This window comes from Streptomyces rishiriensis, from assembly GCF_030815485.1.
GTDB classification, from domain to species: Bacteria; Actinomycetota; Actinomycetes; order Streptomycetales; family Streptomycetaceae; genus Streptomyces; species Streptomyces rishiriensis_A.
Genome location: NZ_JAUSWV010000002.1, coordinates 4379360 through 4404104, shown reverse-complemented (window position 1 = coordinate 4404104; position 24745 = coordinate 4379360). Strand labels below are relative to the sequence as shown.

The following is a 24745-nucleotide window of genomic DNA, read 5'->3' as shown; positions in this document are numbered from 1 at the left end:
CGGGATGCGCGGCCCTGCCCGCGGGGCCCGGCCTAACCCCAGGTGATCAGCTTCCTGGGCTGCTCCAGGATCGCCGCCACGTCGGCCAGCACCTTGGAGCCCAGCTCCCCGTCCACCAGCCGGTGGTCGAAGCTCAGCGCCAGTGTCGTCACCTGACGTGGCTTCACCTTGCCCTTGTGGACCCACGGCTGCAGCTTGATCGCGCCGATCGCGAGGATCGCGGACTCGCCGGGGTTGAGGATCGGGGTGCCGGTGTCGACGCCGAAGACGCCGACGTTGGTGATGGTCACCGTGCCGCCCTGCATGGCGGCCGGGGACGTCCGGCCCTCCCTCGCCGTCGAGACCAGCTCGCCCAGGGACTCCGCCAGCTGCGGCAGCGTCTTGGCGTGGGCGTCCTTGATGTTCGGGACCAGCAGGCCCCTGGGGGTCGCGGCCGCGATGCCCAGGTTGACGTAGTGCTTGACCACGATCTCCTGCGCCGCCTCGTCCCAGGAGGCGTTGATCTCCGGATTGCGCTTGACGGCGACCAGCAGGGCTTTGGCGATCAGCAGGAGCGGATTGACCCGCAGCCCCTGCATGTCCTTGTCCTGCTTGAGCTCCTCGACCAGCTTCAGCGTGCGCGTCACGTCGATGGTCACGAACTCCGTGACGTGCGGCGCGGTGAAGGCCGAACCGACCATCGCCGCCGCCGTCGCCTTGCGGACGCCCTTGACCGGGACACGGGTCTCACGAGCCGTGTCGTACGACGGCACGGGCACGGCGGCGGGGGTCGTGGCCGGAGCCTGGGTCACCTGCGGCGCCGGCTCGGCCACCGCGGCGGCCTGGGTCACCGGGGCTGCCGGGGCCACCGCCGCGTGGACGTCCTCGCGGGTGATGATGCCGTCCGGGCCGGACGGGACCACCGTGGCGAGATCGACGCCGAGGTCCTTGGCCAGCTTGCGCACCGGCGGCTTGGCCAGCGGGCGCTCCCGCACGGCGGGCGCGCCGCCGTGGCCGTTCAGCTCCGCCTGGATCGTGTCCGGGACCCGGGGGACGGCGATCTCCGGTCCCTTGCGCGGACGGCGCTTGGTGGAGGACGCGGCCACGCCGTACCCGACGAGGACCGGCTGACGGCCGGAACCCACCGGCTTCGCGGCCTCGGCCTGCGGTGCCGCTGCCCGCGGTGCCTCGGCCTGCGCCGGCTCCGGCTGCTTCTCGGGGGCGGCCGGGGCCTGCGCGGGCGTCTGCACGGCCGCCTGCGCCGGTACCTCGGCGACCGGGGCGGTGACCGGGGCGCCGCCCGCCCCTCCCGCCACGTCCACGGCAATGATCGACATGCCCACGTCGACCGTGGTGCCCTCGGGGAAGTGCAGTGCGCGGACCACCCCGTCGTAGGGGATGGGCAGTTCGACGGCGGCCTTGGCCGTCTCGACCTCGCACACCACCTGGCCGTCCGTCACCGTGTCGCCGGGCTGGACGTACCACTTGAGGATCTCGGCTTCGGTGAGCCCCTCGCCCACATCGGGCATCTTGAACTCGCGTACGGACGCTTCCGTCATCGTCGTCACGACCCTCTCCTCAGTACGCCAGGGCACGGTCGACGGCGTCGAGCACCCGGTCCAGGCCCGGCAGGTACTCCTCCTCCAGGCGCGCCGGCGGGTACGGCGCGTGATAGCCGCCGACCCTGAGCACCGGGGCCTCCAGGTGGTAGAAGCAGCGCTCGGTGATCCGGGCGGCGATCTCCGCGCCGGAGCCGAAGAACACCGGCGCCTCGTGGACGACCACCAGGCGGCGGGTCTTCTCCACCGACGTCTGGATCGCGTCGAAGTCCAGGGGGGACACCGACCGCAGGTCCAGGATCTCCAGGTTCTTGCCCTCCTCTGCGGCCGCGGCGGCGACCTCCTGGCAGAGCTTCACCATCGGGCCGTAGGCGACGAGGGTCAGGTCCGTGCCCTCACGGACGACCTGGGCCCTGTGCAGCGGGCCGGGGATCGCCTCGGGGTTGACCTCGCCCTTGTCCCAGTAGCGCCGCTTCGGCTCGAAGAAGATCACCGGGTCGTCGCTCTGGATGGCCTGCTGCATCATCCAGTACGCGTCGGACGCGTTGGACGGGGAGACGATCTTCAGGCCCGACACGTGGGCGAAGAGGGCCTCCGGCGACTCCGAGTGGTGCTCGACCGCGCCGATGCCGCCGCCGTAGGGGATGCGGACGACGACCGGCAGCTTGACCTTGCCGAGCGAGCGCGCGTGCATCTTGGCGAGCTGGGTGACGATCTGGTCGTAGGCCGGGAACACGAAGCCGTCGAACTGGATCTCCACCACCGGGCGGTAGCCGCGCAGGGCCAGCCCGATCGCGGTGCCGACGATGCCGGACTCGGCGAGCGGGGTGTCGATGACACGGCTCTCGCCGAAGTCCTTCTGCAGGCCGTCCGTCACCCGGAAGACGCCGCCGAGCTTGCCGACGTCCTCACCCATGATCAGGACCTTGGGGTCCTCCTCCAGGGCGCGGCGCAACGACTCGTTGATCGCCTTGGCCAGGGCCAGGTTCTTGGACGTCACGGTCTCCGCCATCTCAGTTGTCCCCCGAACCCGCGGCGAAGCCGCTCTCGGCTTCCGTCGCGAACGATGCCTGGTAGGCCGCGAACTGGGCCCGCTCCTCGTCGACGAGCGCGTGTCCGTCCGCGTACACGTGCTCGAAGATGGCGAAGCGGTCCGGGTCCGGCATGGCGCGGACCGCTTCGCGCACTCGCCTGCCCAACGCCTCGCTCTCCGCCTCGAGTTCCGCGAAGAATCCCTCGTCCGTGTGGTTTGAGGCCTCCAGGTGGCGGCGCAGGCGCAGGATCGGGTCCTTCGCCTCCCAGGCCTCGCGCTCCTCGTCGGCCCGGTACTTCGTCGGGTCGTCGGAGGTGGTGTGGGCGCCCATGCGGTACGTGTACGCCTCGACGAGGGTGGGTCCCTCGCCGTCGCGGGCCCGGTCCAGCGCCCACCTGGTGACCGCGAGGCAGGCGAGGACGTCGTTGCCGTCGACGCGGACGCCGGGGAAGCCGTAACCCTGGGCGCGCTGGTAGAGCGGCACCCGGGTCTGCTTCTCGGTGGGCTCGGAGATGGCCCACTGGTTGTTCTGGCAGAAGAACACGACCGGCGCGTTGTAGACGGCGGAGAAGGTGAAGGACTCCGCGACATCGCCCTGGCTGCTCGCGCCGTCGCCGAAGTAGGCGATCACCGCGCTGTCCGCGCCGTCCTTGGCGACGCCCATGGCGTAGCCCGTCGCGTGCAGGGTCTGGGAGCCGATGACGATCGTGTAGAGGTGGAAGTTGTTGCCGTTGGGGTCCCAGCCGCCGTTGTTCACCCCCCGGAACATGCCGAGCAGGTTGGTCGGGTCGACCCCGCGGCACCAGGCGACGCCGTGCTCGCGGTAGGTCGGGAAGACGTAGTCGTCGTCGCGCAGGGCCCGGCCGGAGCCGATCTGGGCGGCCTCCTGGCCGAGCAGCGAGGCCCACAGGCCCAGCTCGCCCTGGCGCTGGAGCGCGGTGGCCTCGGCGTCGAAGCGGCGGGTGAGCACCATGTCGCGGTAGAGGCCGCGGAGCTCCTCGGGGGTGATGCCGGCGACGTACTTGGCGTACTCGGCGTTCTTCGCGTTCTTGACCCGCTTGCCCTCCGGCGTCAGAAGCTGCACGAGCTCGGGCTCGGCGGCCTTCCTGGCGGTGGTGCGGGTGGTGCGCTCGGTGCCGGTGGTGCCGGCCTTGCTTCCGGCGCTGCGTCGCGGCTTGCGCGCGGCAGTGCTCTCCACGGTCACGTGTGCTCCTCCGTCGGTCCGGCCCCCGGGGTTGCCGGGTACCAGTGCGGCTCACCTGAGTCCGACACCCGTGCACGGGGTGGGTGCCACTCGGTCGGAACAGGTGTGACAGGTGCCCCGGCGAGCGCCCTGCGGTCATCACGTTACCCAGTGCTTCACATTTCTGTGAAACCCCTCTTGACCTGCGTTTTTGCTTGGATTTCCAAGTAAATCGGCAAAGTCGGGAGAGAGCCTGGTCACAGCCTTGCAGGAGGCCGGAGCAACGGCACGTTATCCCGGGCACCCGGTCCACGGGAAGACTCCGTATGTGAGACCGACCGAGTGCGCGAAGAACGAGAATTCACCCTTTTCCTACTCGCCGGCCATGAGATCGTCCGGCGCGGGGTCGGCGGGATGCTCTCCGCGGAGAGCGATGTGGAGGTGTGGGGAGAGGTCGGCACGGCGGCGGACGCGCTGGCGCGCCTCCCCGCCGCCGAGCCCGACGTGGCGGTGCTCGACGTACGGTCCCGGACGGCAGCGGCACGGAGGGGCCGACGCCCCGGTCCACCTGCGTGTGACGCCGCGATGCGTCACCGTTCCCACCCGGCGGCAACCGGAAGCGACCTGAACCGACCGTCTGTGACACCTGTTGACCTTCGGTGACGTTCTGTGACGACGCCCAGCTCACAGCCTCGAATCGTGCCCTAGCATCAGGCGCGTGCCGCGCTCCTGTGTACCACCTTTAGTGCTCCACGCGCCCCCTCTGGGCGCCCTGCTCCGCCGCTACGCCGCCGGCACCGCGCTCACCTGTGAGCCCGTCGACGAGGGGCTGCTGAACCGCGGCTACCGGCTGCGCACCACCCGGGGCCGCTACTTCCTCAAGCACCACTTCGACCCCGACACCGCCGACCCCGCCGCCATCGCCCGCCAGCACCGGGCCACCGAGCGCCTGGCCGACCTCGGCGTCCCGGTCGCTCCCCCGCTTCCCGGCCGCGACGGACACACGGTCGCCGTCGTCGGCGGCCACGCCTACGCCCTGCACCCGTGGATCGACGGCCGCCACCGCCACGGCGCCCAGCTCACCCCCGGCCAGTGCGGCCGCCTGGGAGCGCTGCTGGGGGTGGTGCACGCCGGCCTGGAACACGTCATGCGGGCGGCCCACGGCGAGCGACCTCCCCCGGCTCGCGGAGGTCACGTCCCCCGAAGGCCCGGAGCCGACACGCCCCCGGCGCGCGTTCCGGAAAGCGACCCGGAGCACGGCCTCGAGCGCTCCCCCGAGCACCGCGCCACCTGTCCGGAGCGTCACGCCCGCGGCGCGGTCACCGCCTCCGCCGAGCGCACGGCGCCTGCCGCGCGCACCACGCCCGTCGAGACCACCGCCCCCGCTCCGAGCCCCGACCCCGCCGACACCTTCGTCCTCATCGACGACCTCCTCGCGCGCGTGCACCGCCACCGACCCGCCGACTCCTTCGACGAACTCGCCCGCCACCGCCTGGTGGAGAGGCGCGCGCTGCTGGAACGGCACGCGGACCGGCGTCCCCCGCACGGCGGCCCGGTCGGCTGGGTGCACGGGGACTTCCACCCCTTCAACCTGCTCTACCGCGGTGACGCCCCCGCCGCCATCGTCGACTGGGACCGGCTGGGCGTGCAGCCCCGCGCCGAGGAGGCGGTCCGCGCCGCCGCGATCTTCTTCGTCCGTCCCGACGGGAGCCTCGACCTGCCGAAGGCGAGGGAGTACGCCCGCGCCTACCGACGCGCGGCCGGGGCCACGCCCTGCGAGCTCACGGCGGCCGTGCACCGGGTGTGGTGGGAGCGTCTCAACGACTTCTGGATGCTGCGCTGGCACTACGAGCGCGGCGACACCCGCGCGGACTCCCAGTTCCCGGCGGCCTCGGCCCTCGCCGTGTGGTGGACCCGGGAGTACGACGCGGTGTGCGGCGCGTTCGCGGACTGAACGGGCTCCCCCAAGAGCGGACTGACCCGGGCTCCCCGAAAACGCGACACGCGCGTGTGGAGCCCTGTCACGGGTCCACGCGCGCGTGACGCGGTGACGGCGTACGCCGGTCGGTCAGCCGAGGCCGCCGAGCGTGGTGTTGCCCTGGTCGGCTCCGCCCGTCTCGGTGTCCGTGGGCTGGTCGCTCGGCTCGGTCTCCGTGTCCGTCGGCTCGTCCGACGGCTGGGTCTCGGTCTCCTCGTCGGTCGGCTCGCTGCTGGCCGACTCGGAGGGGGAGGACTCCGGCGTGTCCGAGGGCGTGTAGGACGGCGTCCAGTTCGAGTTGTCGTCCGAATTGGAGCTGTTGTCCGAACTGTCGTCCGTGGACGTGTCCGTCGCCTCGTCGCTCGGCGTCTCGGTGGAGGCGTCGTCCGTCGCGGACTGCGAGGTGGACGGCGAAGGCGAGGTGTCGGCGTCGCCGCTCCCCTTCCCCTGGCCGTTCAACGCGAGCGCGACGCCCGCGGCGATGGCGATCACCGCGAAGACGGCGAGGATCCACAGCTTGCCGCGGCCGCTGCCCTTGTTGCCGTGCCCCTCGAAGCCGCCGTCGTCACCGCCGCCGTAACCGGTGGGCAGGATCGGCTGCGGGATCTGCGAGGTGCTGGAACCGTCGGCGCCGTGGGCCACCGCGGTCGTGCTCGCGAAGCCGCCCGCGGGCGTGCCGCGGCCGTCGGGTGCCCCGACCGGGCCGGTGTTCCAGGTGCCGGTGTGGCCGCCCTGGTCGTACAGCATCTGGAGCCCGTACTGGACCAGGCCGCGCATCTCCTCCGCCGTCTGGAACCGGTCGTCGGGATCCTTGGCCAGGGACCGCATGACCAGACCGTCGAGCTCCGGCGGGCACTGCCCGTCCGAGGTCTGCGACGGCGGCACCGGGATGTCCTGCACGTGCTGGTAGACCACCGACAGCGGCGTCTCGCCGGTGAACGGCGGCCGCAGCGCGAGGAGTTCGTACAGCAGGCAGCCCGTCGCGTACAGGTCGGAGCGGTAGTCGACGGCCTTGCCGAGCGCCTGCTCGGGGGAGAGGTACTGCGGGGTGCCCATGACCATGCCGGTCTGCGTCATCGTCGTGGACGCGCCGTGCAGGGCGCGCGCGATGCCGAAGTCCATCACCTTGACCGCGCCGTTGTGCGTGATGATCACGTTCGCGGGCTTGATGTCGCGGTGCACGATGCCGTGCTGGTGCGAGTAGGCGAGCGCTTCCAGGACCCCGGAGGTGATGATCAGGGCCTGCTCGGGCCCGGGCGCCTCGGCGTTGAGGAGGAGGTCGCGGATGGTGCGTCCCTCGACGATCTCCATCACGATGTACGGCACGCTCTGGCCGCCCACGAAGTCCTCGCCGGAGTCGTACACGGCGACGATCGCGTGGTGGTTGAGGCCGGCCACCGACTGCGCCTCACGCGTGAAGCGGGCCTTGGACACGGGGTCCTCGGCGAGATCGGCGCGCAGCAGCTTCACCGCGACGGTGCGTCCGAGGCGTACGTCCTCGGCCGCGAACACCTCGGCCATGCCACCTCGGCCGAGTCTGCGGGTCAGCCGGTATCGGCCGTCCCCGACCAGTCCGCCGTTGCCCCAGTTCTCCGGCGCATCTGACATACCGCCGCCAGTCGCCTCGGGGTCGGACGGGCCCTGAGCGCGCTGCTGTGCCATCAGTCCTCGCCGTCGTTTCTGCCCGCGGTGCGCGCGGTGTTGTTACGGTCTCCGTCGGCCACGCTACAGCCTCCGCGCAAGCCTCCGGCCCGGGCCGATCCCCGGAACATCGCCCGGGGCGGGCCCGGGCGCCGGTCCACGGCGGACCGGTCATCAAACCTGTACTCCGTACCGACGTGCAAATTCTGTGTACCGGCCGTACGGCACCTGTAACGCTTCCGCGACGCTTCTTTCTCGTAGGGTCACGGAACGGGCACCGAGCTTGACGTGTCGGTGCCCTACGGCAGACTTGGCCGGGAATAGCACTTTCGATCAACGACAGTCAACGGCGCCTGAGGGCCTACGGGGGACGCAGAAGATGAGCCAGGACGGCGCGCAGGGCCGGTACGCGGGGCGGGCGCTCGCCGCCGGCCGGTATCAGCTGCGCGACTTGCTCGGCGAGGGCGGCATGGCCTCGGTGCACCTCGCCTACGACGCCGTGCTCGACCGTCAGGTCGCGGTGAAGACCCTGCACACCGAGCTCGGCCGCGAGCAGGCCTTCCGCGAGCGGTTCCGCCGCGAGGCCCAGGCCGTGGCCAAGCTCACGCACACCAACATCGTCTCCGTCTTCGACACCGGCGAGGACGACGTCGAGGGACTGACGACTCCGTACATCGTCATGGAGTACATCGAGGGCCGCCCGCTCGGCTCGGTGCTCGACGAGGACGTGCGGCAGCAGGGCGCGATGCCCGCCGACAAGGCGCTCAAGATCACCGCGGACGTGCTGGCTGCGCTGGAGATCAGCCACGAGATGGGGCTCGTCCACCGCGACATCAAGCCCGGCAACGTGATGATGACCAAGCGCGGCGTGGTCAAGGTGATGGACTTCGGCATCGCACGCGCGATGCAGTCCGGGGTCACCTCGATGACGCAGACCGGCATGGTCGTCGGCACCCCGCAGTACCTTTCGCCCGAACAGGCCCTGGGGCGTGCGGTGGACGCCCGCTCCGACCTGTACTCGGTCGGCATCATGCTGTTCCAACTGGTCACCGGACGACTGCCGTTCGAGGCCGATTCGCCGCTTGCGATCGCGTACGCGCATGTGCAGGAGGAGCCGGTGGCTCCCTCCTCGGTCAACCGGGCGTTGCCGCCGGCCGTCGACGCGCTGATCGCCCGCGCGCTGAAGAAGAACCCGAACGAGCGCTTCCCGACCGCCGTCGCCATGCGCGACGAGTGCCTGCGGGTCGCCGCCTCCTTCCAGCCGGCCCCGCCGAGCATCGTGCCCGGCGCCCGGACGTCGAACGGCGCGGGCGTCGGTTCCGCGGTGTTCCCGCCGGTCGGCCAGAGCACCCCGCCGCCCCAGGCCGGCGTCCAGACGCCCTACCAGCCCGCGCCGACCCCGAACCCGTACGGCACCCCGACGCCGTCCGCCTCCTACGGCTATCCGCAGCAGGGCTACCAGACGCCCGCGCCGGCGTACGGCCACCAGCAGGCCGCGCACACCCCGCCCGCATACAACCTGAGCCCGCAGCCGTCGACCTCGGTGTCCTCGGGCGGCGGTGGCCGCCGGAACAGCAAACCGGTGCTCATCGGCTCGGCCGTCGTCGCCGTGGTGGCGGTCGGCGGCCTGCTCGCCAGCCTCGCGGTGGGAGGCGGCGACGACGACGCCAAGGGCGGTACCGCCAGCTCCTCGCCCTCGGTGACGAAGGCGGCGGACTACCGGGCACCGGACACCTCCAAGACGATCGAGGCGACGGAGTGCTCGGAGCCGCAGGAGTCGTACAACGACCCCGACAAGATCCGGGTGCCGAACTTCAAGTTCAAGTACATCGGCTCGGTCAAGGAGTGCTTCCAGGCCGCCGGCTGGCAGTACAAGATCACAAAGGTGGACGAGAACACCTACGGCGACGGAGCGGTCATGGACCAGTTCCCCTCCGCCGGCACGGACGTCGACCCGAAGGACATGCCCGAGATCGAGATCAAGGTCTCCACGGGCAACCCGGCGTCCTGACCGTCCGACGTCATGGGAGAAGGGCCCGGCGGCGTACGCGGGGCCCTTCTCGTGTGGACGGCTACGGACAGCTGATCAGCGCTTCAGACGCCAGAGGCACCAGGGGTGCCCGAGGCGCTAGAGGTACGGTCCGCCCGAGCGGCCGCCCGCGCGCGGATCGTCGAGGCCCTCGTGACTCACTCCCGGCGGCAGCGCGCGACGCATCTGCTCCAGCTGGGCACGCGCGGCCATCTGCTGGGCGAAAAGGGTGGTCTGGATGCCGTGGAAGAGGCCTTCCAGCCAGCCGACCAGCTGGGCCTGCGCGATGCGCAGTTCCGCGTCGCTCGGCGTCGAGTCCTCGTTGAACGGCAGGGAGAGCCGCTCCAGCTCCTCGACCAGCTCCGGCGCCAAACCGTCCTCCAGCTCCTTCACCGAGCTGGAGTGGATCTCCTTCAGCCGGGCCCGGCTCGCCTCGTCGAGAGGGGCCGCGCGCACCTCCTCGAGCAGCTGCTTGATCATGCTGCCGATCCGCATGACCTTCGCCGGCTGCTCGACCTGCTCGGTCACCGGGATCTCACGGGAGTCGTCGTCTGCGTCGATGTCACCGAGCGCCATGCCGTCCTGACCTACGACCAGGATCTTCTGGGCGTTCTCCGGCGACCTTTCGTTCCTCGGCATCTCCATGCCGTCATTCTCTCGCACGCCCCCACCTCATCACCGTGGCACCCCCCGGGAAAGGTGATCCACTGTTTCCGTTCGGCGGAGTCCGTAATGCGGCTATGGATCACGGATGTGAGGCTTATTGCGTCTTTTCTTGGCGACTGGTCACCGGGAGGGGGTCACGAACGTGACTCCATGGCAGCAGGCGTGGTGGGCGATGCGGGCCGGCATGGGCGTCGGCGCGGGCGTGCTGGGCATGGTCGTGCTGCTGCCCTACGGCGGAGTCTCGTCGTACGCGGCCGTCGCGCCGTACGGCCCCGCGTCCGCGTCCGCCACCCCCAGCCCCTCCTCCCCCGAACCCGACCGGGCCGGCAGCCGGGCGGGGGAGGGACGCCAGCGGCCCGGACGGGCGGGCGACCACACGGAGGAGGCCGAGGACGAGGCGGAGGAGGAGGCGCGGGACACGGAGGGCGAGGACAGTACGGGTGAGGACGCGGGCGAGGAGAGCGGCGAGGGCGACCTCTCCGGCGACGCCGCCGCGTCCGAGTCGCCGGAGGCCGCCGCTCCCGTGCCCTCGGCGGCGCCACGGGACGCCGTCCGGCGGGCCGCGGAGCAGCCGGAGCGGTCCGCCGGTCCCGTGCTTCAGATCCTGCCGCTCGGCAGCGGACTCGTCCTCATCGGCCTCGGTATCGCCCTCGCCCTGGCAGGCCTGCGGCTGCGCCGCACCTGAGGCCGCCGCCTCGCCGGGCAGCTACGGCCTGGCCCCGGACGTGACCAGCAGGACCTTGCCGACGTGGGAGCTGCCCTCCACGATCCGGTGGGCCTCGGCCGCGTCGCTCATCGGGACTTCGCGGTCGACGACGGGGCGGACGTGGCCCTCGGCGAGCAGTGGCCAGACGTGTTCGCGGACGGCCGCCACGATCGCCGTCTTCTCCTCCAGGGGGCGGGCCCGCAGCGAGGTCGCGCTGATCGCGGCGCGCTTGCCGAGCAGCGCGCCGATGTTCAGCTCGGCCTTGCTGCCGCCCTGCATACCGATGATCGCGAGGCGGCCGTTGACGGCGAGTGCCTGGACGTTGCGGTCCAGGTACTTGGCGCCCATGTTGTCGAGGATGACGTCGGCGCCCGCGCCGTCCGTGGCCTGCTTCAGCTCGGACACGAAGTCCTGCTCGCGGTAGTTGATCAGGATGTCCGCGCCCAGCTCGGCGCACTGGGCCAGCTTCTCCTCGGTGCCCGCGGTGACGGCGACCCTGGCGCCGACAGCCTTGGCCAGCTGGATCGCCATGGTCCCGATGCCGCTGGAGCCGCCGTGCACGAGCAGCGTCTCGCCGGGGCGGAGGTGGGCGATCATGAAGACGTTCGACCAGACCGTGCTGGTCACCTCGGGGAGCGCGGCGGCCCGCCGGAGGTCGACGCCGTCCGGCACCGGCAGCAGCTGACCGGCCGGCACGGCGACCTTCTCGGCGTATCCGCCGCCCGCGAGCAGCGCGCACACCTCATCGCCGACGGCCCAGCCGGAGACCCCGGAGCCGACCTCGACGATCCGGCCGGAACACTCCAGGCCGGGGTAGCGGGAGGCGCCGGGCGGCGGATCGTAGAAGCCCTGACGCTGGAGGATGTCGGCCCGGTTGACGGCGCCGGCCACCACCTCGACCAGGACCTCACCCGTACCGGGTACGGGATCGGGGACCTCGTCCCACACGAGCGCCTCGGGGCCACCGGGTTCGGGAATCGTGATCGCATGCATGAAGGGGACGCTACTCCTCCCCCTCCCGGATGCCGATCATGATCCGCGGCGGCATCGGCGGAATCGGCGGGCCCGGAAAAACGGGATGCGATCACCGATGAGTTCGGACGACGGTAAAGGTCTCCCCATGCGTAGCCCCTGTACGCGGAAGGAACCCCCATGAGCCAGCACACCGCCGGCCTGGCGATCGAGACTGCGGGCCTGGTGAAGACGTTCGGCGCGACCAGGGCCGTGGACGGCGTCGACCTCGCCGTCCCCGCCGGCACGGTCTACGGCGTCCTCGGGCCGAACGGCGCCGGCAAGACGACCACCGTGAAGATGCTGGCCACGCTGCTGCGTCCCGACGGCGGCCAGGCCCGTGTCTTCGGCCACGACGTCGTCCGGGAGGCCGACGAGGTGCGCGGCCTGGTGAGCCTGACCGGCCAGTACGCGTCCGTGGACGAGGACCTCACCGGTATGGAGAACCTGGTGCTGCTCGGCCGGCTTCTCGGGCACGGCAAGAAGGCCGCCCGGGAGCGGTCCGCGCAGCTCCTCGCCGCGTTCGGACTCACCGAAGCGGCCGCAAAGCAGGTCAAGCACTACTCGGGCGGCATGCGACGCCGGATCGACATCGCCGCGTCCATCCTCAGCACACCCGACCTGCTCTTCCTCGACGAGCCGACGACCGGACTCGATCCACGCAGCCGCAACCAGGTGTGGGACATCGTGCGGGCTGTGGTCGCGCAGGGCACCACCGTGCTGCTGACCACCCAGTATCTGGACGAGGCCGACCAGTTGGCGTCCCGGATCGCCGTCATCGACCGGGGCCGGGTCATCGCCGAGGGCACGAAGGGCGAGCTGAAGGCGTCCGTCGGCGCCGGCTCCGTCCATCTGCGGCTGCGCGACGCCGAGCAGCGGCCCGCGGCCGAGCAGGTGCTGCGGCTGGCCCTGGACGTGGACGTCCAGCGGGAGCCGGACCCGGTGGCGCTGACCGCCCGGCTCGACGCGGCCATGGGCGACACGGCCGCGGCACAGGCCGCCCGGGCCCTCGGGGAGCTGGCCCGGGCCGGGGTCGTCGTCGACAACTTCTCCCTGGGTCAGCCCAGCCTGGACGAGGTGTTCCTCGCCCTCACCGGACACGACACGAAGACCGACACCGAGCCGGGGACACGGGCCGATGCCGGAACACCGGCCCACGACCAGAAGGGCGAGGTGGCGGTATGAGCACCGTGACCGGCACGGACGTCCAGGATCTCGCCCCCGTCAGCGCCGAGTCGCTGGCAGAGCTGCTCGTCGCGCGGGAGCGGCCGCCCCGCCCGAGCGCCCTCTCCGCCTCCCTCACCTTCGGCTGGCGGGCGATCCTCAAGATCAAGCACGTGCCGGAGCAGCTCTTCGACGTCACCGCGTTCCCGATCATGATGGTGCTGATGTACACGTACCTGTTCGGGGGTGCCCTGGCCGGGTCTCCGGAGAAGTACATCCAGTTCCTGCTGCCGGGCATCCTGGTGATGTCGGTCGTGATGATCACGATGTACACGGGCGTCTCGGTGAACACCGACATCGAGAAGGGCGTCTTCGACCGCTTCCGGACCCTGCCGATCTGGCGGCCGTCGACGATGGTCGGCTACCTGCTGGGCGACGCGCTGCGCTACACGATCGCGTCCGTCGTGATGCTCACCGTCGGCATGGTCCTCGGCTACCGGCCGGACGGCGGGCTCGCCGGGGTGGTCGCCGGAATCGCCCTGCTGGTCGTTTTCTCGTTCGCGTTCTCGTGGATCTGGACGATGTTCGGTCTGCTGCTGCGCACCGAGAAGTCGGTGATGGGCGTCAGCATGATGGTGATCTTCCCGCTCACCTTCCTGTCCAACGTGTTCGTCGACCCCCGCACCATGCCGGGCTGGCTCCAGGCGTTCGTCAACAACAGCCCGGTCACCCATCTGGCCTCGGCGGTGCGGGGACTGATGGGAGGTGACCGGCCCGGTGCGGAGATCGCCTGGTCGCTGGGGTGGGCCGGGCTGTTCGTGCTGGTCTTCGGGCCGGTGACGATGCGGCTCTACAACCGCAAGTAGTGCCGGGCAGCGCCCGGGGGCACACGTCTCAGGCCGACGGCAGCGGCGGGACCCCGGGCATGCCGGGCGTTCCGAGGGGGGCCCGGCCACGGTCCGGGCCCACCCGCACGATCGTGACCAACCGGTCGGTGGGTTCCAGCCTGCCGATCGCCGGGTCGTCGTAGGCGAGGACGCGGTGCCCGCGGACGACGCTCACCACCAGGTCGTGCGTCTCGCGCGGTCCGCGGCCGGCCTCGGCCTTGGTGACGGGCCGTTCGACGAGGTCCAGCCCGTCGCCCTGCTGGATGAGGTCCTCCATGACCCTGCCCGCCGCCGGGCTGAGGACGGACAGGCCGAGGAGCCGCCCGGCCGCACCGGCGCTGGTGATGACCTCGTCGGCGCCCGACTGCTTGAGCAGCGGGGCGTTCTCCTCCTCGCGGACCGCCGCCACGATCTTCGCCCCGGGATTGAGCTGGCGGGCCGTCAGCGCCACCAGGACCGCCGTGTCGTCCCGCTGGGTCGCGATGACGATCCGCCCCGCCCGCTGCACCTCGGCCCGCCGCAGCACATCACTGCGCGTGGCGTCCCCGACCACACCCTCGTAGCCCTCGGCCGTCGCCGCGTCGATCACCTTCGCATCGGGGTCGATCACCACGACCTGCTCCTTGCGCAGGCCCGCCGCGCAGGCCGTCCGGATCGCGGACCGCCCCTTCGTTCCGAAGCCGACGACGACAGTGTGGTCGCGCAAGGGGACCCTCCGGGATCATGGATTCTGTGGACTCATGGACACGTGTTGCTTCATGACGGGTACGAGCCCGCCGGGAACCATGGTGCCCACCGATCGGATCACCGTCACAGGGGGCACACGATGAAGGACCACGAACGACAGCCGGCCGGCCCGGCCCGGCTCTCCCTCTTCAGGTCCCTCTGGTACCGCTCGCGCAGCGAAGCCCGCGACGACGCGGAGGCGGGTCGCTCCATCACCATGCCCATGCGCATCGGCGTGCCCCCGCTCCAGCAGGTGCTGCGGCGCCTCGCCATGGGCCTGCTGGTGCTGGCCGTCACCACGCTGATCGTCTACGCCGACCGCGACGGCTACCACGACAACTCGGGCGGCGGCATCACCCTCCTCGACGCCGCCTACTACGCCACCGTCACGCTCTCCACCACCGGCTACGGAGACATCACCCCCGTCAGTGACACGGCCCGGCTCGTCAACATCCTCGTCATCACCCCGCTGCGCGTGATGTTCCTGATCATCCTGGTCGGCACCACCCTGGAGGTGCTCACCGAGCGCACCCGTCAGCAGGTCCGCGTCCACCGCTGGCGGGCCCGCACCAGCGACCACGTCGTGGTCGTCGGATACGGCACGAAGGGCCGCCACGCGGTGGAGACCCTCGTCGGCCAGGGCATCGCCAAGGACCGGATCGTCATCGTGGACGCCCAGCGCAAGTCGGCGCTCGCCGCCGGTGACGACGGGCTGGTGTCGGTGACCGGGGACGCCACCCGCTCGGAGACGCTCCTCAAGGCAGAGGTCCAGAACGCCTCCCGGGTGATCGTCGCCCCGCAACGCGACGACACGGCCGCCCTGGTCACTCTCACCGCACGGCAGCTGAACCGGCGCGCGACGATCGTCGTGGCCGCACGCGAGGACGAGAACGTACCGCTGCTCAAACAGAGCGGCGCGGACACCGTGATCACCAGCTCCAGCTCCGCCGGCCGGCTGCTCGGCGTCTCGATGGTCAGCCCTACCGTGGCCAGGACCCTGGAAGATCTGATGACCCTCGGCAACGGCCTGGATCTCATCGAGCGACCGGTCAGCAAGGCGGAGGTCGGCGCGGCGCCCCGCAGCTGCGCCGACCTGGTCGTGGCCGTCGTCCGGGGCAAGGAGCTGCTGGACTACGCCGACCCCCGGCTCACCCGTCTCCAGTGGGGGGACCGCGTGATCACGGTCAGCCGCGCCGTCCCGGTCCCCGAGCAGGCATGAAGATGTTTCACGTGAAACCGGGGGCGGTTGAGGTGGGCCGAGTCGGGCCGTTTCACGTGAAACACGGGTGAATGAGAGCTGTGAGAGCTGAATCAGGACTGTTTCACGTGAAACAGGCGTCGATCCCGGCCGTCGCCCACGGCAGGTCGAGGAGTTCCGTCTCCTGACCCGCGCGCGCTCCGCCCGGCGGCACGACGGCGAGGGCATCGGCCGCCGCGATCCCCCGCAGCATCGCCGGACCGTTGTAATGCAGGGGCACGGCGTGGTCACCCCGCAGGACGACCGGGATCAGCCGGGTGTCGTACGGGTGCCCGTGCGCCGCCTGCCGCAGCGGCAGCGCGTAGGGCTCGGGAGCCGGTCGGGCGGCGAGAGTGCGCAGCAGCGGCTCGGCGAGCGTCAGCAGACCGGAGACGGCCGCGAGCGGGTTGCCGGGCAGGCCGACGAGGTGCTGATCCTCCTTGAGGCGGGCCAGCAGCATCGGGTGACCGGGGCGCACCTGTACCCCGTCGACGAGAAGTTCGGCGTCGAGCCGGCCCAGGATGGGATGCACATGGTCGACCGGCCCCGAGGCGGTGCCCCCGGTGGTGACGATGAGATCGGCACCGGATGCGGTGATGGCCTTGTGCAGGGCCTTCGCGTCGTCGCCGAGCCGGCGTACGGAGACGACCTCGGCGCCCAGCGCCCGCAGCCACGGGGGCAGCATCGGGCCGAGCGCGTCCCGGATCAGCCCGTCGTGCGGGCGCCCCTCGGTGAGCAGTTCGTCGCCCAGGACGAGCACCTCGACCCGGGGCCGGGGGACGGCGGCCAGCGTGTCGTACCCGGCTGCCGCGGCGAGGCCGAGGACGGCCGGGGTCACCACCGCACCGGCACGCAGCAGCTGATCCCCGCTCCGGCACTCCTGGCCCCGCGGTCGGATGTCCTGTCCGTGCTGCATCTCGCGGGTCGGGTGCAGCCGGCCGTTGTCGTCGGTCCGGCCGTGCTCGCTGCGCAGTACCGCGGTGGTGTCCGGGGGGATCCGGGCGCCGGTGGCGATCCGTACGGCTTCGCCGTCGGCCAGGGGCGCGGGCGTCGCGCTTCCGGCCAGCACGCCCTCGTCCCGCACGTGCCAGGGGCCGGGGCCGGCGACCGCCCACCCGTCCATCGCCGAGGTGTCGAAGGAGGGCAGGTCGGTGAGGGCCGTCAGCGGGGCCGCGAGGACGAGGCCGAGGGCGTCGCCGAGGGTCACGGAGACGGGGGCGAGGCGGGCGGCGCCGGACCGTGCGGCGCGGGCGGCGATCGTCCGGGCCTCGGGCCAGGAGGTGGCCCGGTGGCGGTGTTCGGCGGCGTCGCCCCGGTGCCCGCTTCCCGGCGTCCGGTCCGATGAGGAGAGGGAGGGGGCAGAAGGGGTGCCGTGACCGCTGTCCTCGCGGGCTGCGGGGCTGTGTCCGCCGGCCGGGCGGCCGGTGCCGTTGCCGTCCTTCACGAGGGCGAGCGCCTCCTCGACGTCGAGGTCCTCGGCGTCGAGGCCCTGCCGGGTACCGCGGGCGGTCATCCGGCGTCCGGCCCGGAGCCGCCGGACCTGTCGGCCGCCTTCTGCTGCCCGGCGTTCTGCTGCCCGGCCTGCTGATGTGTCTGCTGCTGGCCCTTCTGCTGCTCGGCTGTCTCCTGTTCGGCCTCCTCCGCCCAGCGCAGCGCCAGCGCGGCGGCCTTGCGGGCGGCCTCGGCCACGGCTTCGGGGCCTCCCCGCGCCTGCGCGGCCGCATAGCCGACCAGGAAGGTGGTCAGCGGCGCCGCCGGTCTTGCCACCCCGTGGGCGGCATCGCGGGCGAGGTCGAGAAGGACGCCGGTGTCGACGTCGAGGTCGATGCCCAGCTCGTCCTTGACTGCGGAAATCCATTCATCCAACACGTGGCCATGCTCCCTGATACGTGCCCTGGCGGTGGCGATGTCGTCCCAGGTGTCGCAGTCGAAGGACGCGACCGGGTCGGGGACGCGGGTGAGGTCGAGTCCGGCGGTCAGCCGGCGCAGCGGCAATCCGGTGAGGCCGCCCTCGCCCGCGGTGAGGAGCGCCAGTTCGCGGCGCAGGGCGGCCGTGCGGTACGCGGCGACGAGCGGCTGGTCACGGCCGTCGGCGTCGGTGAGCAGCACGCCCTCGGCCGGGCCGGCGCGCAGGGCGGTCAGCAGTCGCCGTACGGTGTCCGCCGCGAGGAAGGGCAGATCGGCGGAGAGGACGAGGACGTCGTCCGCCGCGGTCTGGCGCAGTCCGGCGTCGAGCGCGGCGACGGGACCCGCGCCGGGCGGGTCCTCGCGTGCCCACCGCACGGGCCGCGCGGTGGGGCGGGGGTCGGCGACGACGACGGTGGTGCGCGCGTCGGCACAGGCGCCGAGCACCCGGTCGAGCAGCGCACGCCCGCCCACCCGTACGCCCGGCTTGTCGGCGCCGCCGAGCCGGCGGGCGCCCCCGCCGGCGAGCACGACGGCGTCGTGGGCGGCGGGCTCGTTCGAGGTCACCCCCCGAGTATGCGGGCCACCCCGGGGATGCGGGTCCGCCCGATCACGGGAAACGCGCGAATCGCCGGGGTGGGCCCGCGATCACAGGGTGCGCAACAGCACCGCCGGCTGCTCCACGCAGTCCGCCACGTGACGCAGGAAGCCTCCTGCCGTTCCGCCGTCGCACACCCGGTGGTCGAAGGTGAGCGAGAGCTGGACGACCTGGCGTACCGCCAGCTCGCCGTCGTGCACCCAGGGCTTGGGAATGATGCGGCCGACGCCGAGCATGGCCGCCTCGGGGTGGTTGATGATCGGCGTGGAGCCGTCGACTCCGAACACCCCGTAGTTGTTCAGGGTGAAGGTGCCGCCGGTCAGGTCGGCGGGGGTGAGCCGGCCGTCCCGGGCCGCCTCGGTGAGCCGGGCGAACTCCGCGGTGAGTCCCTCGGCGGCCCGGGCGTGCGCGTCACGGACGACGGGCACGACGAGTCCCCGCTCGGTCTGCGCGGCGAAACCGAGGTGGACGTGGTCGAACTGGACGACCTCCCGGGCCGCCGTGTCGACGGTGGAGTTGAGCTCCGGGAAACGGGCCAGCGCCGCGGTGCAGATACGGGCGAGCAGCGCGAGGAGGGAGATCTTCGGCCCGCCGGACGCGTTCATGGCCGCCCGGGCCCGCATGAGTTCCGTCGCGTCGGCGTCCACCCAGCAGGTGGCGTCGGGGATCTCGCGCCGGCTGCGGGAGAGCTTGTCGGCGACGGCGCCGCGAACGCCCTTGAGGGGGACGCGGCGGCTTCCGGTGGGAGTGGAGGAACCGGGCGACGGCTGCGCCGCCTGCGCCCGGGGGACCGCCTCCCGCAGCGCGTTCTCCACGTCCGCCCGCAGGATCAGCCCCTCGGGCCCGGAGCCGGTGAGCTCCCGCAGGTCCAGGTTGTTCTCCCGGGCGAGTCGGCGCACCAGGGGCGAGATCACGGGGACGGGACCGTCGGGGACCCGGCCCGGGACGGCAGGGAGAACCGGGGCTGCGGGAACGGCTGCCGGGGCGGCGGCGACGGTCACGGGGGCGGCGGGTTGCGGTCGCGCCGACCGGACCCGGCGTCTGCGTGCGGGTGCCTCCGAGGTGCCGTAACCGACGAGCACGTTGCCCGATCCCTCGGCGCCCTCGGCGGGGACGTCCGGGCCGCCGGAGGCTGGAGCGCCGACCGCGACGGTGATCAGCGGGGCGCCGACGGGCAGTTCGGTGCCCTCCTCGCCGAAGCGGGCGGTGACCACACCTCCGTAGGGGCAGGGCACCTCGACCATCGCCTTGGCCGTCTCGACCTCGACGACCGGCTGGTCGACGGCGACGACATCGCCGACCTGGACCAGCCAGCGGACGATCTCCGCCTCGGTGAGCCCCTCACCGAGGTCGGGGAGCTTGAACTCCAGGACCTGTGCCATCAGTTCTCGGCCTCCCACTGCAACCGCGCCACGGTGTCCAGGATCCGGTCGACGCCCGGCAGGTGGTGGCGCTCCAGCATCGGCGGCGGGTACGGCAGGTCGAACCCGGCGACGCGCAGCACCGGCGCCTCCAGGTGGTGGAAGCAGCGCTCCGTGACACGGGCCGCGATCTCCCCGCCCGGGCCGCCGAAGGACCCCGACTCATGCACGACGACCGCGCGGCCGGTGCGCCGCACCGAGGCGCAGACCGTCTCGTCGTCGAAGGGCACCAGGGAACGCAGGTCGACGACCTCGAGGTCCCAGCCCTCGGCGCGCGCCGCCTCGGCGGCCTCGAGACAGACCGGCACCGACGGCCCGTAGGTGATCAGCGTGGCGCTCCGGCCGGTGCGCCGCACCACCGCGCGGCCGATCGGGTCGACGGGCTGCGGGTCGTCCGGGTTCCAGGAGTCCTTGGACCAGTACAGACGCTTGGGTTCGAGGACCACGACCGGGTCGTCGGAGGCGATGGCGGCGCGCAGCAGGCCGTAGGCGTCGGCGACCGTGGCGGGCGTGACGACATGGAGGCCCGGGGTCGCCATGTAGTACGCCTCGGAGGAGTCGCTGTGGTGCTCGACGCCTCCGATGCCGCCGCCGTAGGGCACCCGGACGGTGATCGGCAGCGGCATACGGCCGCGGGTGCGGTTGCGCATCCGGGCGACATGGCTGATGAGCTGTTCGAACGCCGGATAGGCGAAGGCGTCGAACTGCATCTCCACGACCGGCCGCAGTCCGTACATCGCCATGCCGACGGCCGTGCCGAGGATGCCCGCCTCGGCGAGCGGGGTGTCCGTGCAGCGGTCCTCGCCGAACTCCGCGGCGAGTCCGTCGGTGACCCGGAAGACGCCGCCGAGGACGCCCACGTCCTCGCCCAGGACGTGCACGGAGGGGTCGGCGGCCATCGCGTCCCGGAGGGCGCGGGTGAGTGCCTGGGCCATGGTGGCGGGCTTGAGGGCGACGGTGGTCATCGGTGCGTGCCCTCCTGGTCGGCGTGCTCGGCCTCGAGCTCCGCACGCAGCAGGGCCTGCTGTTCCCGCAGTTGGGGGGTGGGTTCGGCGTACACGTGGGCGAACAGGTCCATGGGGTCGAGGACCGCGTCCTGGTTCATGCGGGCGCGCAGGTCGGCGGCCATCGTCTCGGCCGCGTCCCGCGCGGACTGCTTCGCGTCCTCGTCGAGCAGCCCTCGCGCGGTGAGTTCGCGCTCCAGCAGCTGTATCGGGTCGTGTTCGCGCCAGGTCTCGACCTCGGCGTCCCCGCGGTAGCGGGTGGCGTCGTCGGCGTTGGTGTGCGCCTCGATGCGGTAGGTCACCGCCTCCACGAGCGTGGGGCCGCCGCCCTCGCGCGCGCGCCGTACGGCGTCGGTCAGCACCTCGTGCACGGCGGCCGCGTCGTTGCCGTCGACCAGGCGGCCCGGCATGCCGTATCCGACGGCCTTGTGGGCCAGCGAGGGGGCGGCGGTCTGCTTGGCGAGCGGTACGGAGATGGCGAAGCCGTTGTTCTGCACGAGGAAGACCACCGGGGCCTGCCAGACGGCGGCGAAGTTCAGCGCCTCGTGGAAGTCGCCCTCGCTGGTGCCGCCGTCGCCGACCATGGCGAGCGCGACCACGTCGTCGCCCTTGAGGCGGGCGGCGTGCGCGAGGCCCACGGCGTGCGGAAGCTGGGTGGCGAGCGGGGTGCACAGGGGCGCCACCCGGTGCTCGTAGGGGTCGTAGCCGGTGTGCCAGTCGCCGCGCAGCAGGGTGAGGGCCTCGACGGGGTCCACACCGCGCGCGACGACGGCGAGGGTGTCGCGGTAGCTGGGGAAGAGCCAGTCCCGCTCCTGGAGGGCCAGCGCGGCGGCGACCTCGCAGGCCTCCTGGCCGGTGCTGGAGGGGTAGACGGCGAGTCTGCCCTGCTTGGTGAGGGCAGTGGCCTGCACGTTGTAGCGCCGGCCGCGCACCAGCTGGGCGTACAGCCGGCGCAGCAGCTCCGGGTCGGCCTGCGCGGCCGCGTCGGTGCCGAGAACGCGGTAGGGCTCCGCGTCGGGCAGCAGCGGCGTGGGATCGGTGCGGGGCTGCCAGGCCGGCGGCGGGGTCGGCCGGTACGCGCCCCGTTGCTCCATGACCGTCATGACGGCACCTCCTCGTGGGAGTGGCTACGGGAGGCGCGCCGGTTGTGATGCGCCTCACCTACCGATTGTTCGGTCGTCGGCACATTTTGGCTACAGGGCCCCTCAGGCTGTGGACAAACGGTTCTCCACAACCTGAGATGAATGCAGTACGTCCATGGCAGGGAGGCAGGGGGACATGGCGCCTGAACAAATGGCCGACGGGCCGGAGAACGGCACGTCGCCGCCTCCGGGCAGCCCTCCGCCGTCGACCGGCGCCCCGGCGCCGAGTGCCGCCCCCGCCCAGGGCGGCGCCCCGCTGCCGCCGCCGCGTCCGCTCGACGCGATCGATCAGGACATCCTCCAGATGCTCCAGGCGGACGGCCGCGCCTCGATACGGTCGGTCGCCGAGCGGGTCCATGTCTCGCGCGCCAACGCCTACGCGCGGATCAACCGGCTCATCGAGGACGGCGTCATCCGCGGCTTCGGCGCCCGTGTCGACCACGAGCGCGCCGGTCAGGGCACGAGCGCCTACATCACGCTGAAGATCGTGCAGAACTCCTGGCGAACGGTGCGCGAGCAGCTCAGACTGCTGCCCGGCGCCTCCCACATCGCCCTCGTGGGGGGCGACTTCGACGTCCTGCTCCTGGTGCACACGCCGGACAACAGGGCGCTGCGCGAGGTGGTCCTCACCCGGCTCCAGGCGATCCCGGAGGTGCTCAGCACGCGCACGCTGCTGGTGTTCGAGGAGGAGGACCTGGAGCCGCAGGGGTGAGCCCTACGGGGTCGCGCGCAGCCCCTCGAAGACCAGCCGCACGACGGCGTCGGCGACCTCGATCTCGACCATGCCCCGGCCGCCCGGGCGGTACCACTCGACGATCGAGTTGATCATCCCGAAGACCAGCCGGGTCGCGAGCCGGAACTCCATGTCACCGCGTATGTCCCCGTCGGCGGCGGCCGCCTTCAGCAGCTCGGCGACCCGGTGGTCGAAATCCCGGCGCCGCTCCAGGGCCCACCGCTCGGTGTCGGTGTTGCCGCGCACGCGCAGCAGCAGCGTCACGTACGGCAGTTCGCCGATGAGCACCTCCACCATGCGCCGCACGACGTACTCCAGGCGCTCCGAGGCGTGCCCCACGCGCGCGTGCTCCTCCTCGAGGATCCCGAAGAGGCCGTCGAGGGCCCGGCTGACGGCGCGCCGCAGCAGCTCCTCCTTGCCGGCGACATGGTGGTAGATCGACGACTTGGAGATGCCGGCCGCCTTGGAGAGGTGCTCCATGGAGGTGCCGTCGTAGCCGCGCTCGTTGAAGACCTGGACGGCGACGGAGAGCAGGGTCTCCGGGGTGTACGTATCGCGTTTGGCGGTGGTCACGAGGCGCCCTCCCGCTTCTCGGTGGCGTAGGAGTGGCGGTACAGCGCGAGGGACGGCGCGTAGCGGCCGGAGGGGTCGCGCTCGTGCAGGTCGTCCAGGAGGGAGCAGGCCCAGGTGCGGCCCAGTCTGCGGCTCCACTCGAAGGGGCCGAGGGGGTAGTTCACGCCCAGGCGCATCGCGGTGTCGATGTCCTCCTCGGTGGCCACGCCCTTGGCCACCGCGTCGTGCGCGAGGTCGACGATCCGCGCGACCGTACGGGCGACGATCATGCCGGGGACGTCGCCGATGACGCTGACGTCCTTGCCGAGCGCCTGGAACAGGCCGATCGCCTCGGACATCGTCCGGGTGGAGGTGTCCTTGGAGGCGGACAGGGCGATGCGGGTGGCCTTGCGGTAGTCCAGGGCGAGGTCGAAGTAGACGACGTCCCGGAACTCCACGGAGGTCTGGCCGTCGGCGAGGGCGAGCTGACCATCGCCCGGCAGCACCAGACGGGTGCCGTGGTCGTCCTCCTCCTCGCGGACCTGGATGCCCGCCTCGCGGATCAGCGCGAGCAGTTCGGAGGCGGGGCCCAGGTTCCCCTCGGCGACGACGTACGCGGGCGGCTGTGCCTTCTCCGCGGTGTGCGGTTCGGCGGCTCCGGCCTTGTCCGCGTAGTCGTACCAGCCTTGGCCGGTCTTGCGGCCGAGACGGCCCGACTCGACCAGACGCCGCTGGGCGAGCGAGGGCGTGAAGCGCACGTCCTGGAAGAAGGACCGCCATACGGAGTGCGTGACCGACTCGTTGACGTCCTGTCCGATCAGGTCGGTCAGCTCGAAGGCGCCCATCTTGAAGCCGCCCGACTCGCGCAGGATCGCGTCGATGGTGGCCGGGTCGGCGCCCTGCGCCTCGTAGACGGCGAACGCCTCGGCGTAGAAGGGCCGAGCGATCCGGTTCACGATGAAGCCGGGGGTGTCGGCGCAGGCGACCGGCGTCTTGCCCCAGGCGCGGGCGGTCTCGTACGCGCGGGTGGCCGACGTGACGTCGGTGGCGTACCCGGAGACGACCTCGACCAGCGGCAGCAGCGGCGCCGGGTTGAAGAAGTGCAGGCCCACCAGGCGGCCCGGGTTGCGCAGGGCGCCCCCGACGGCGGTCACCGACAGGGACGAGGTGTTGGTGGCGAGCAGACAGTCCTCGCCGACGACGTCCTCCAGCTGCCGGAACAGCTCCTGCTTGGCCTCCAGCAGCTCCACGACGGCCTCGACGACCAGGGAGCAGTCGGCGAGCTCGGTGACGCTCTCCGCAGGCCTCAGGCGGGCACGTGCCTCGTCCCGGTCGGCGGCGGCGAGGCGGTCCTTCTCGACGAGCCGGTCCAGGCGGGCGCCGATGGCGGCGGCCGCCTCGCGGGCACGGCCGGGCACGGCGTCGTACAGCCGCACGGGGTGACCGGCGACGAGCGCGACCTGGGCGATGCCCTGGCCCATGGTGCCGGTGCCGACGACGGCCACGGGGCTGTTGAGGTCGATTGCTGTCATGTGCGCGATCCTCCCGCACGGGGATTTCCACAGATGCGGCAGGCCCCCTTGTCCCGACC

Annotated in this window: 20 protein-coding genes and 2 pseudogenes; 8 read left to right on the top strand and 14 right to left on the bottom strand. The window is 72.1% G+C overall.

The features are described 5' to 3' along the window. Positions 1-32 precede the first annotated feature (32 nt). Genes QF030_RS22095 through pdhA (QF030_RS22085) form a run of 3 tightly spaced genes read right to left on the bottom strand, consistent with a single transcriptional unit; the run spans position 33 to position 3775 of the window. Complete coding sequence (locus tag QF030_RS22095; protein WP_307164376.1) at positions 33-1547, bottom strand: dihydrolipoamide acetyltransferase family protein; 1515 nt, start codon at positions 1545-1547, stop codon at positions 33-35. 10 nt (positions 1548-1557) lie between these two features. Continuing rightward, entirely contained in the window at positions 1558-2550 is a 993-nt protein-coding gene (locus QF030_RS22090; protein ID WP_307164375.1) for an alpha-ketoacid dehydrogenase subunit beta, read from the bottom strand. A gap of 1 nt (position 2551) precedes the next feature. After that, positions 2552-3775 carry a pyruvate dehydrogenase (acetyl-transferring) E1 component subunit alpha gene (gene pdhA / locus QF030_RS22085; protein WP_307164374.1) on the bottom strand — a complete coding sequence of 408 codons (1224 nt, stop codon included), beginning with the start codon at positions 3773-3775 and terminating at the stop codon, positions 2552-2554. Positions 3776-4096: 321 nt separating this feature from the next. On the opposite strand from pdhA (QF030_RS22085), the pseudogene QF030_RS22080 reads away from it, so the two are divergent. Next, positions 4097-4302: pseudogene (locus QF030_RS22080) on the top strand (DNA-binding response regulator); the annotation flags it as partial. A 197-nt stretch (positions 4303-4499) separates the two neighbouring features. Further along, a complete protein-coding gene (locus QF030_RS22075) occupies positions 4500-5708 on the top strand; it encodes a phosphotransferase (protein ID WP_307164373.1) in 1209 nt (402 codons plus the stop codon). 114 nt (positions 5709-5822) lie between these two features. On the opposite strand, the gene QF030_RS22070 is transcribed toward QF030_RS22075, so the two are convergent. Continuing rightward, the gene (locus QF030_RS22070; protein ID WP_373428792.1) at positions 5823-7394 is read right to left on the bottom strand and encodes a protein kinase domain-containing protein; all 1572 of its coding nucleotides are present in this window, start codon (positions 7392-7394) and stop codon (positions 5823-5825) included. Between the two features lie 358 nt (positions 7395-7752). Between QF030_RS22070 and QF030_RS22065 the strand changes: the two genes are divergently transcribed. Then, on the top strand, positions 7753-9384 hold the full coding sequence (locus QF030_RS22065; RefSeq protein ID WP_307164372.1) for a Stk1 family PASTA domain-containing Ser/Thr kinase: 1632 nt from the start codon (positions 7753-7755) through the stop codon (positions 9382-9384). Positions 9385-9501: 117 nt separating this feature from the next. Here the strand turns inward: QF030_RS22065 and QF030_RS22060 are convergent, their stop codons facing one another. Continuing rightward, positions 9502-10047: a bacterial proteasome activator family protein gene (locus QF030_RS22060; RefSeq protein ID WP_307167650.1), complete on the bottom strand. Its 546-nt coding sequence runs from the start codon at positions 10045-10047 to the stop codon at positions 9502-9504. A gap of 163 nt (positions 10048-10210) precedes the next feature. Here QF030_RS22060 and QF030_RS22055 point away from each other — a divergent pair, with 163 nt between their 5' ends. Further along, positions 10211-10753, top strand: coding sequence for a hypothetical protein (locus QF030_RS22055; RefSeq protein WP_307164371.1), 543 nt, complete (start codon positions 10211-10213; stop codon positions 10751-10753). Positions 10754-10774: 21 nt separating this feature from the next. Here the strand turns inward: QF030_RS22055 and QF030_RS22050 are convergent, their stop codons facing one another. Further along, a complete protein-coding gene (locus QF030_RS22050; protein WP_307164370.1) occupies positions 10775-11767 on the bottom strand; it encodes an NAD(P)H-quinone oxidoreductase in 993 nt (330 codons plus the stop codon). 159 nt (positions 11768-11926) lie between these two features. Here QF030_RS22050 and QF030_RS22045 point away from each other — a divergent pair, with 159 nt between their 5' ends. Further along, entirely contained in the window at positions 11927-12970 is a 1044-nt protein-coding gene (locus tag QF030_RS22045; RefSeq protein WP_307164369.1) for an ATP-binding cassette domain-containing protein, read from the top strand. Beyond that, positions 12967-13815 carry an ABC transporter permease gene (locus QF030_RS22040; RefSeq protein ID WP_307164368.1) on the top strand — a complete coding sequence of 283 codons (849 nt, stop codon included), beginning with the start codon at positions 12967-12969 and terminating at the stop codon, positions 13813-13815. The genes QF030_RS22045 and QF030_RS22040 overlap by 4 nt, the downstream gene beginning before the upstream one ends. Positions 13816-13843: 28 nt before the next feature. Here QF030_RS22040 and QF030_RS22035 read toward each other — a convergent pair. Further along, positions 13844-14551, bottom strand: a pseudogene (locus tag QF030_RS22035) (potassium channel family protein); the annotation flags it as partial. Between the two features lie 111 nt (positions 14552-14662). Here QF030_RS22035 and QF030_RS22030 point away from each other — a divergent pair. After that, complete coding sequence (locus QF030_RS22030; RefSeq protein WP_307164367.1) at positions 14663-15781, top strand: potassium channel family protein; 1119 nt, start codon at positions 14663-14665, stop codon at positions 15779-15781. 103 nt (positions 15782-15884) lie between these two features. Here the strand turns inward: QF030_RS22030 and QF030_RS22025 are convergent, their stop codons facing one another. The 5 genes from QF030_RS22025 to pdhA (QF030_RS22005) all read right to left on the bottom strand — a co-directional run bounded on the left by QF030_RS22025 (position 15885) and on the right by pdhA (QF030_RS22005) (position 21830). Further along, complete coding sequence (locus tag QF030_RS22025) at positions 15885-17312, bottom strand: molybdopterin molybdotransferase MoeA (protein WP_307164366.1); 1428 nt, start codon at positions 17310-17312, stop codon at positions 15885-15887. After that, the gene (locus QF030_RS22020; protein ID WP_307164365.1) at positions 17309-18271 is read right to left on the bottom strand and encodes an NTP transferase domain-containing protein; all 963 of its coding nucleotides are present in this window, start codon (positions 18269-18271) and stop codon (positions 17309-17311) included. Before QF030_RS22020 ends, QF030_RS22025 begins: the two co-directional genes overlap by 4 nt. 81 nt (positions 18272-18352) lie before the next feature. Next, positions 18353-19684, bottom strand: a complete 1332-nt coding sequence (locus QF030_RS22015) for a dihydrolipoamide acetyltransferase family protein (protein ID WP_307164364.1) — start codon at positions 19682-19684, stop codon at positions 18353-18355. Continuing rightward, entirely contained in the window at positions 19684-20688 is a 1005-nt protein-coding gene (locus tag QF030_RS22010; RefSeq protein ID WP_307164363.1) for an alpha-ketoacid dehydrogenase subunit beta, read from the bottom strand. Before QF030_RS22010 ends, QF030_RS22015 begins: the two co-directional genes overlap by 1 nt. Then, complete coding sequence (gene pdhA / locus QF030_RS22005) at positions 20685-21830, bottom strand: pyruvate dehydrogenase (acetyl-transferring) E1 component subunit alpha (RefSeq protein WP_307164362.1); 1146 nt, start codon at positions 21828-21830, stop codon at positions 20685-20687. The genes QF030_RS22010 and pdhA (QF030_RS22005) overlap by 4 nt, the downstream gene beginning before the upstream one ends. A 175-nt stretch (positions 21831-22005) precedes the next feature. On the opposite strand from pdhA (QF030_RS22005), the gene QF030_RS22000 reads away from it, so the two are divergent. After that, on the top strand, positions 22006-22581 hold the full coding sequence (locus QF030_RS22000; RefSeq protein WP_307164361.1) for an Lrp/AsnC family transcriptional regulator: 576 nt from the start codon (positions 22006-22008) through the stop codon (positions 22579-22581). 3 nt (positions 22582-22584) lie between these two features. Here the strand turns inward: QF030_RS22000 and QF030_RS21995 are convergent, their stop codons facing one another. Further along, positions 22585-23175 carry a TetR/AcrR family transcriptional regulator gene (locus QF030_RS21995; protein WP_307164360.1) on the bottom strand — a complete coding sequence of 197 codons (591 nt, stop codon included), beginning with the start codon at positions 23173-23175 and terminating at the stop codon, positions 22585-22587. Continuing rightward, the gene (locus tag QF030_RS21990) at positions 23172-24686 is read right to left on the bottom strand and encodes a 3-hydroxyacyl-CoA dehydrogenase (RefSeq protein WP_307164359.1); all 1515 of its coding nucleotides are present in this window, start codon (positions 24684-24686) and stop codon (positions 23172-23174) included. Before QF030_RS21990 ends, QF030_RS21995 begins: the two co-directional genes overlap by 4 nt. Positions 24687-24745: the final 59 nt, after the last annotated feature.

Coding starts and splice junctions, on each gene's coding strand:
- QF030_RS22000 (WP_307164361.1), top strand. CDS start 22,006: ATGGCGCCTGAACAAATGGCCGACGGGCCGGAGAACGGCACGTCGCCG.
- QF030_RS22070 (WP_373428792.1), bottom strand. CDS start 7,394: ATGGCACAGCAGCGCGCTCAGGGCCCGTCCGACCCCGAGGCGACTGGC.
- QF030_RS22015 (WP_307164364.1), bottom strand. CDS start 19,684: ATGGCACAGGTCCTGGAGTTCAAGCTCCCCGACCTCGGTGAGGGGCTC.
- QF030_RS22060 (WP_307167650.1), bottom strand. CDS start 10,047: ATGGAGATGCCGAGGAACGAAAGGTCGCCGGAGAACGCCCAGAAGATC.
- QF030_RS22030 (WP_307164367.1), top strand. CDS start 14,663: ATGAAGGACCACGAACGACAGCCGGCCGGCCCGGCCCGGCTCTCCCTC.
- QF030_RS21990 (WP_307164359.1), bottom strand. CDS start 24,686: ATGACAGCAATCGACCTCAACAGCCCCGTGGCCGTCGTCGGCACCGGC.
- QF030_RS22050 (WP_307164370.1), bottom strand. CDS start 11,767: ATGCATGCGATCACGATTCCCGAACCCGGTGGCCCCGAGGCGCTCGTG.
- pdhA (WP_307164362.1), bottom strand. CDS start 21,830: ATGACGGTCATGGAGCAACGGGGCGCGTACCGGCCGACCCCGCCGCCG.
- QF030_RS22040 (WP_307164368.1), top strand. CDS start 12,967: ATGAGCACCGTGACCGGCACGGACGTCCAGGATCTCGCCCCCGTCAGC.
- QF030_RS22045 (WP_307164369.1), top strand. CDS start 11,927: ATGAGCCAGCACACCGCCGGCCTGGCGATCGAGACTGCGGGCCTGGTG.
- QF030_RS22090 (WP_307164375.1), bottom strand. CDS start 2,550: ATGGCGGAGACCGTGACGTCCAAGAACCTGGCCCTGGCCAAGGCGATC.
- QF030_RS22025 (WP_307164366.1), bottom strand. CDS start 17,312: ATGACCGCCCGCGGTACCCGGCAGGGCCTCGACGCCGAGGACCTCGAC.
- QF030_RS22010 (WP_307164363.1), bottom strand. CDS start 20,688: ATGACCACCGTCGCCCTCAAGCCCGCCACCATGGCCCAGGCACTCACC.
- QF030_RS22065 (WP_307164372.1), top strand. CDS start 7,753: ATGAGCCAGGACGGCGCGCAGGGCCGGTACGCGGGGCGGGCGCTCGCC.